This is a genomic window from Nostoc sp. UIC 10630 (genome assembly GCF_010747425.1).
Lineage (GTDB): Bacteria > Cyanobacteriota > Cyanobacteriia > Cyanobacteriales > Nostocaceae > Nostoc.
In genome coordinates this window covers 1-1670 of sequence record NZ_JAAGOG010000422.1, presented here as the reverse complement: position 1 = coordinate 1670, position 1670 = coordinate 1, and the positions used below count along the sequence as shown (strand labels likewise).

Sequence of the window (1670 nt, the reverse complement as noted above, 5' to 3'; positions counted from 1 at the left end):
ACTACTCGGTTAAGGATTTTGAACTCAGAATTGGGTTTGGGGAAAACCGACAAGTATTGGGTCGAATTCCTGCTAAAGAGCATTCGTTTTTGCAGGAAAATTTTATACAGCAATGGCAGTTTTGTGTATATTAGTTTACTTATTCCTAACCTTCTGTTAAATTAACCTTAATGTACGCCAAACCTATTGATTTACTGTACTTGGGTTTTCAGCTACAAACGTGGGTAGCCATCTAGCTCACTGGCAATAGGCGCAAAATTCCATTCTGTCTCTAGGAGGAAAAAGGTAATGGGGCCGATGTTTATTACTGCCAACGATTGGCCACATATAGCGTTTAGATTGTCTTTGGCGCTTCTGGTTGGTTGCCTGATTGGATTTAACCGTCAGCAAGGGGGCAGACCAGCAGGGATGAGAACATTTATGCTCGTGAGTATGGGAGCAGCACTATTCGTAATGATTCCTTTGCAGGCTGAAGGTGACAGTCCCTATGCTGCCACCAATGCACTGAGTCGCACCATTCAGGGTGTAGCTACCGGGATAGGATTTCTCGGAGCCGGATTGATTTTACAAGAGTCTCCTAGAAAATCTGCGGCACCAAAAGTAAAAGGTTTAACTACAGCCGCTTGTGTCTGGACTGCGGCCGGTTTGGGGGCTGCGATTGGTTGTGGTCTGTGGCAAATGGGATTATTAGGAGGGCTACTGACCCTAATTACCCTCAGTGGGGTAAAACGGCTCAATCGCGCATTTGTGTTTTTGACGAATCAGGGTAAACAGGGGACTACTCAGGAGCTAACAAACACCTCTGATGAAGATGATGATTGAGCGTCCCTACACATCCAGGTGTATTCAAAATCAAGTCAGGTTGATTCTGATTCCTTACAGTGTTTGATTGCAGAATAATTTTTGGTTTCTTAGCTAATTTTAATCACTTTATCAGCGCTAATTCAGGGCAATCGCTGATTATAGTGATTAAGTAGGGAATTCCGTACTGGAGTTGATTGCCCAGTTAACCGGAAAATAGAAAATAATAGATATATGGACAAACGATATTTTTTACAGGCTAGTGCGGTAATAGTCGGCACAGCATTGTTATCAAGGTATATCAACTGGGGGGCAAAAGCGATGACAACTTCTAATAGTGGATTTGAAATTACCAAACCAGAAGAAGAGTGGCGCACGATTTTAACGCCAGAACAGTTTAATGTATTGCGTAAACACGGGACTGAACGACCTCACACCAGCGCATTAGATAAAGAGTACGACAAGGGTACTTATTATTGTGCCGCGTGTGAACTGCCATTGTTTACCTCTGATACCAAATTTAACAGTGGTACTGGCTGGCCAAGCTTCTTTAACCCGATTGAAGGTGCGATCGCTACTACTGTAGATAAGTCGCTATTTATGAGCAGAACTGAAGTACATTGTAGTCGTTGTGGTGGTCATCTTGGTCATGTTTTTGATGACGGCCCTGCACCCACAGGCAAGCGCTACTGTATGAACGGTGTTTCGCTGAAGTTTACTCCCGCCTAATTTACGTTTCACTCTAAGGTTGATACAAATAGGCAGCAGAGGGACAAGGAGGACAAGGAGGACAAGAGGAATAAGGGAGAATTATTAAACAATTCCCTTCTTTGTCTCCCCCCTCTCCCTTGTCTTCCTTCCTCTTCCCC

At 43.9% G+C, this 1670-nt stretch carries 2 protein-coding genes; both read left to right on the top strand.

Features of this window, described 5'->3' with window-relative positions; genetic code table 11:
- Window positions 1-288 precede the first annotated feature (288 nt).
- Window positions 289-822 carry an MgtC/SapB family protein gene (locus G1O98_RS38115; RefSeq protein ID WP_163939626.1) on the top strand — a complete coding sequence of 178 codons (534 nt, stop codon included), beginning with the start codon at window positions 289-291 and terminating at the stop codon, window positions 820-822.
- A gap of 213 nt (window positions 823-1035) precedes the next feature.
- On the top strand, window positions 1036-1530 hold the full coding sequence (msrB, locus tag G1O98_RS38110; RefSeq protein WP_163939624.1) for a peptide-methionine (R)-S-oxide reductase MsrB: 495 nt from the start codon (window positions 1036-1038) through the stop codon (window positions 1528-1530).
- The last annotated feature ends 140 nt before the right edge of the window (window positions 1531-1670 follow it).

Excerpts from the sequence above, each read along its gene's own strand:
- G1O98_RS38115 (WP_163939626.1), top strand. The coding sequence starts at position 289 with ATGGGGCCGATGTTTATTACTGCCAACGATTGGCCACATATAGCGTTT.
- msrB (WP_163939624.1), top strand. The coding sequence starts at position 1,036 with ATGGACAAACGATATTTTTTACAGGCTAGTGCGGTAATAGTCGGCACA.